Source organism: Streptomyces panaciradicis, from assembly GCF_023516615.1.
Lineage (GTDB): Bacteria > Actinomycetota > Actinomycetes > Streptomycetales > Streptomycetaceae > Streptomyces > Streptomyces panaciradicis.
Genome location: NZ_JAMGBF010000279.1, coordinates 1 through 5,301, shown reverse-complemented (window position 1 = coordinate 5,301; position 5,301 = coordinate 1). Strand labels below are relative to the sequence as shown.

The following is a 5,301-nucleotide window of genomic DNA, read 5'->3' as shown; positions in this document are numbered from 1 at the left end:
GACGCCCGCCGCACCGCCCGCGCGCTGCGCGCCGAGCGCGCCGAGATCGCGGGCGCCCCCGACGACGTACCGGAGGACGAGGCGGCGGCCCCGAAGGCGTCGCTGCCCGCCCTGCGCGAGGCCTACCGGGCCGCCTCACAGGTCTACGAGAAGGTCGGCGTCGGCGCCGACCTGCGCGCCGAGCAGGCCCGCGCGGAGAGCGACGAGAGCGCCGCCCGCACCGAACTGGACCGGCTCAGCAACAAGGTCCGCACCCGCGCCGAGCAGCTGCTGCAGTCGCCCGACGGCTCCGACGGGCCGTCCCGGCAGGCCGCCGCCGCCCGGGCCGAGGAACTGGTCCAGCTGCTGGAGACCCGGATGTCCAGCGCGAGCGAGCAGCTCGGCCGGCTGCGCGGCGAGGCGGAGCGGCACGCGCCCGAGGACGGCGAGGCGCACACCGAGCTGCCCGAGGAGCTCCGGCCGCGCGACGCCGAGCACGCCCAGGCGCTGCTGCGCACGGCCACCACCGAACTGGCTTCCCGCACCGACGCGTTGAGCCAGGCCCGGCAGGCGCACGCCGAACTGCTCGACGCGCACCGCGCGGCCGAGGACGCGGCCGGGGGCTTCGACGAGATCGCCGCGATGCTGCGGGACCTGCTGCGCGAGCACGCCTTCGAGGAGGAGCAGGAGGAACCGGAGCCCTACCCGGGCAGCCTGGAGGAGGCCCGGCACTCCGCCGCCGAGGCCCGCCGCTCGCTGCGCGGGTGCGCCGCCGACCTGTCGGCCGCCGAGTCCGCCGTACGGGAAGCCAGTGACGTCCTCGTCCGGCACGCCAACTCCACGCGCTACGAGCAGGTCCGCACACCCGCCCGCCAGCAGATCCGCGAACTGCCCGCCTCCGCGCTGCCCGAGCACGCGCAGAAGTGGGCCGACGCCTTCGCGCCCCGACTCCGCGTCCTCACCGACGAGTTGGCGCAATTGGAGCGCAACCGCGACTCGATCGTGGACCGTCTGCGCGGCCTCGTCGAGTCGGCGCTGGCGACCCTGCGGTCCGCCCAGCGGCTGTCCCGGCTGCCCGAGGGGCTCGGCGAGTGGTCCGGGCAGGAGTTCCTGCGCATCCGCTTCGAGGAGCCCGACCAGGCCACGCTCACCGAGCGGCTGGGCGAGGTCATCGACGAGGCGACCCGGGCCGCCGTGAAGAAGAACTCCGACCTGCGGCGCGACGGCATGTCCCTGCTGCTGCGCGGTGTGGCCGCGGCCTTGCAGCCCAAGGGCGTCGCCGTCGAGATCCTCAAGCCGGACGCCGTGCTGCGCGCCGAGCGGGTGCCCGTCGGGCAGATGGGCGACGTGTTCTCGGGCGGACAGCTGCTGACCGCGGCCATCGCCCTGTACTGCACGATGGCCGCCCTGCGCTCCAACGACCGGGGCCGGGACAGGCACCGCCACGCCGGCACGCTGTTCCTCGACAACCCCATCGGGCGCGCGAACGCCACCTACCTGCTGGAGCTGCAGCGGGCCGTGTCCGACGCGCTGGGCGTCCAACTCCTGTACACCACAGGCCTGTTCGACACGACCGCGCTGGCGGAGTTCCCCCTCGTGATCAGGCTCCGCAACGACGCGGACCTGCGGGCCGGGCTGAAGTACATCAGCGTGGAGGAACACCTCAGGCCCGGACTGCCCCAGCAGAGCGCGAACGGCGAGGGTGAGGCCGTCCACAGCGAGATCACCGCCACGCGCATGTACAAGCGGCCGGCGCCGACGACCGGCTGAGCAGCGGCCGTCAGGGGTGGGACAGCTGCCCCGCGCCGCCCCGACGCCGTATGCGCGCCTGGGCCCGCGCGGCCACCTTCTCCTGGCGCCGCACCCGGCGCCGCTCGCGCCGCAGGGCCCGGGCGGTGCTGCTCGGGGTGGACACCACGCCGTTGCGCTGGTTCCACACCTGGCGGGTCACCCACACGTCCAGGGCACCCCACGTGGCGACCACCGTACTGACGACGCTGCTGATGACCATCGGGAAGGCCAGCCAGGAGCCGGCCATGGTGCACAGGAAGGCCACCATCGCCTGCAGCAGCGTCACGGCGATGATCAGCACCGCCCGCACAGCCGCCGTCCGCACCGGATCGGGCAGCCGGCGTCGCCGCGCCGGCTCCTCGACCCACAACGGACGGTTCGACGACCGGGCCCGGGCCGTGCTGCCCTCCCGCACCGCCGCCCGTCCGCCTGCAGGAATGTCGCGATCCGGTGCCTGGGTGCCCCGCCGCACCGCCGTGCGCGTCACCGCGCCGTCCCCGGGCGCCTTGCTCCGCTCCGCCGTGCCCATCACCGTGTCACTCCCCACCGCCAGCAGACCGCTCGCCTCCGTGCCTCACAGCACGACTCCCCAGTGGCTGCCCGGCTTGCGCTGTTTTACGCCGCCCAGTTGCGGGATGCGGCTCCTGTGGCCGATTCCGCACCCGATCTCCTGTAGAGAAGGACGAGCGGCACCCCCGGAAGATTCCCGGCAGCGAAAAATTTCGGCCAACACGCCGACCGGAACACCTCGATGAACTTCCGTCACCTCCAGGGCAAACCGGGAGGCAATCTCCCCCAATGAACGGACAACTCCCCATGTCTCGCCGCCCGCGCGGAAGTTCGGCCTCCGGACCGGTCTTCGGGTTACCTGCGCGTCGGTAGTAGGCTCGCGCCGTTTGTTGACGTACATGTGTACCCCCGTTCCGTGGGGGTCGAGCTGGGGGAGGCCATGCGCTTTCGCGGGAAGTCGATCCGCCGGAAGATCGTGGCGCTGCTTCTCGTGCCGCTGGTGTCCCTCACCGCGATCTGGGGCTTCGCCACGGTACTCACCGGACGTGAGGCGGAACAGCTGTTCAACGTGTCGGACGTGGTGGAGAAGGTCGCCTATCCGATCGAGGACACCGTCCGCGTCGTCCAGCAGGAACGCCGCCAGTCCCTCGTCTATCTCGCCGACCCCCGTGCCTCCCGGGGGATCAGCGATCTGCGGCGCACCCGGGCCGCCACCGACAAGGCCGTCGCACGGATCCGGAAGAACTACACCGATGCGGATGTGCGCGACGCCATGGGCGGGGAGACGACCGACCGCCTGAGCACCGTGCTCGACGCGTTCAAGGGCCTCGACGACCTGCGGCACAGCGTCGAGGACGGAACGGTCGACCGCGCCCAGGCCCTCGACCTCTACAACCACCTGATCGACCCCTGCTACGTGCTGCTCACCAACCTCCACGTCGTCGACAACGTGGAGACGGACAAGCAGTACCGCGCCCTGGTCAACCTCGCCCGCGCCCGCGAACTGCTCTCCCGCGAGGACGCGCTCCTGGGCTCCGCCCTGGTCGTCGGCAAGCCCTCCCGCACCGAGCTGCGCAAGGTCACCGACCTCATCGCCCAGCGCGGCCTGATCTACGACTACAACCTGCAGTTGCTGCCCGCCTCGGACCGCGGTCGCTACCAGCGGTTCTGGAGCAACGCCGAGACCGCCCCGCTGCGTGTGGCCGAACAGTCCGTGACCTCCGCGCGAGCCGGCGGCTCCCCCGAGGTCACGGCCAAGAACTGGGACACCGCCGCCGGGAACGTCCTCGACGAACTCGGCACCCTCAACGACCAGGCGGACGACCGCTACCAGGACCGGGTGGGCCCCGTCGCGATGGGCGTCATCGCGAAGGCCGCCGTCGCCGGTGTCCTCGGTCTGCTGGCCCTGCTCTTCTCGCTCTTCCTGTCCGTGCGCATCGGCCGCACCCTCATCCGCGACCTGCGCAAGCTGCGCCTGGAGGCCCACGAGGCGTCCGGCGTACGGCTGCCCAGCGTCATGCGGCGCCTGTCCGCGGGCGAGCAGGTCGACATCGAGACCGAGGCACCGCGTCTGGAGTACGACAAGAACGAGATCGGCGAGGTCGGCCAGGCCCTCAACACCCTCCAGCGCGCCGCCGTCGAGGCCGCCGTCAAACAGGCCGAACTGCGCGCCGGCGTCTCCGAGGTGTTCGTCAATCTCGCCCGCCGCAGCCAGGTCCTGCTCCACAAGCAGCTCACCCTGCTCGACAGCATGGAGCGCCGCACCGAGGACACGGACGAGCTCGCCGACCTCTTCCGGCTCGACCACCTGACCACCCGTATGCGCCGCCATGCCGAGGGCCTGGTGATCCTCTCCGGCGCCGCCCCCTCCCGGCAGTGGCGCAAACCCGTCCAGCTCATGGACGTCGTGCGGGCCGCCGTCGCCGAGGTCGAGGACTACGAGCGCATCGAGGTCCGCCGGCTGCCCCGGGTCGCCGTCACCGGACCGGCCGTCGCCGACCTCACCCACCTCGTGGCCGAACTCCTGGAGAACGCCACGGTGTTCTCGCCCCCGCACACGGCCGTGCAGGTCGTGGGCGAAAGGGTCGCCAACGGCTTCACCCTGGAGATCCACGACCGCGGTCTGGGCATGGCCGCCGACGCGCTGCTGGACGCCAACCTGCGCCTCGCCGAGACGCCCGAGTTCGAGCTCTCCGACACCGACCGGCTCGGCCTCTTCGTGGTCAGCCGGCTCGCCCAGCGGCAGAACGTCCGGGTCTCCCTGCAGACCTCCCCGTACGGCGGCACCACCGCCGTGGTCTTCATCCCGGACGCGCTCCTGACCGACGACGTCCCCGACACCAACGGCATCGGCTTCCGCCTCGACCGGCCCCAGCCCTCGAAGGAGGCCGAGCTCGAGGAGAGCCGCCGCAGCGAGCTGTCCCGGGTGCCCGTGCAACTGCCCGGCGCGCTCCTGAACGGGCCGGTCGAGCTGGAGGCCCCGGTCGACCTCGACGCCGTCGACCGCTTCCCGGGCGCACTCGACGACGAGGACGACGAACGCGGCGGCATCTTCCGCCCCCTGCGCTCCAGGGCCCTCGCCGACGACGAACCCGGCGGCCGGCACGACGACCTGCGGCGCCCCGACACCGACGGCCGCGGGGCCGCCCTCGGCGACCAGGACGACCGTTCCGGCGCGGCCGTACCGCTGTCCCGGCGCAGCACGCCCAAGCTGGTCAGCTCCCACGGGCGCCCGGTCACCGAGCCACGGCCCCGGCGCGAGGACGCCCACGAGGCCCCGGCGGCCCGCTCCGGCCGCCCCGAGCCGAGGACCAACGTGCCGCTGCCGTCCCGGCGCCGCGAGGAACTCCTGTCGGGCAACGCGCCGGACGCCCCGGACGCGGAGACCGCACCGCCCCTGCCGAACCGCCGGCGGGGCGCCTCGCAGCTGCGCCCGGGAGACGCGAGCCGTCCCGGCCAGGGCACCGCGCCCGGAGCCCCCGGGGGACCCGGCGAGCACCCGCTGAACCCCGCGCTTCCCGC

General features: G+C 73.1%; 3 protein-coding genes. 2 read left to right on the top strand and 1 reads right to left on the bottom strand.

Translation table 11 applies throughout. The annotated features are described in order from the left end of the window. Positions 1-1,749, top strand: a 1,749-nt coding sequence (locus M8J74_RS43655) for a coiled-coil domain-containing protein (RefSeq protein ID WP_505016724.1), incomplete at its 5' end; no start/stop codon positions are given. A 10-nt stretch (positions 1,750-1,759) separates the two neighbouring features. Here M8J74_RS43655 and M8J74_RS43650 read toward each other — a convergent pair. Further along, a complete protein-coding gene (locus tag M8J74_RS43650; protein WP_249841703.1) occupies positions 1,760-2,299 on the bottom strand; it encodes a hypothetical protein in 540 nt (179 codons plus the stop codon). 420 nt (positions 2,300-2,719) lie between these two features. On the opposite strand from M8J74_RS43650, the gene M8J74_RS43645 reads away from it, so the two are divergent. Then, the coding region (locus tag M8J74_RS43645) for a nitrate- and nitrite sensing domain-containing protein (RefSeq protein ID WP_249841704.1) at positions 2,720-5,301 on the top strand (2,582 nt) is incomplete at its 3' end.

Bases quoted from the DNA above. Each gene is read 5' to 3' on its own strand.
- M8J74_RS43650 (WP_249841703.1), bottom strand. From the start codon at position 2,299: ATGGGCACGGCGGAGCGGAGCAAGGCGCCCGGGGACGGCGCGGTGACG.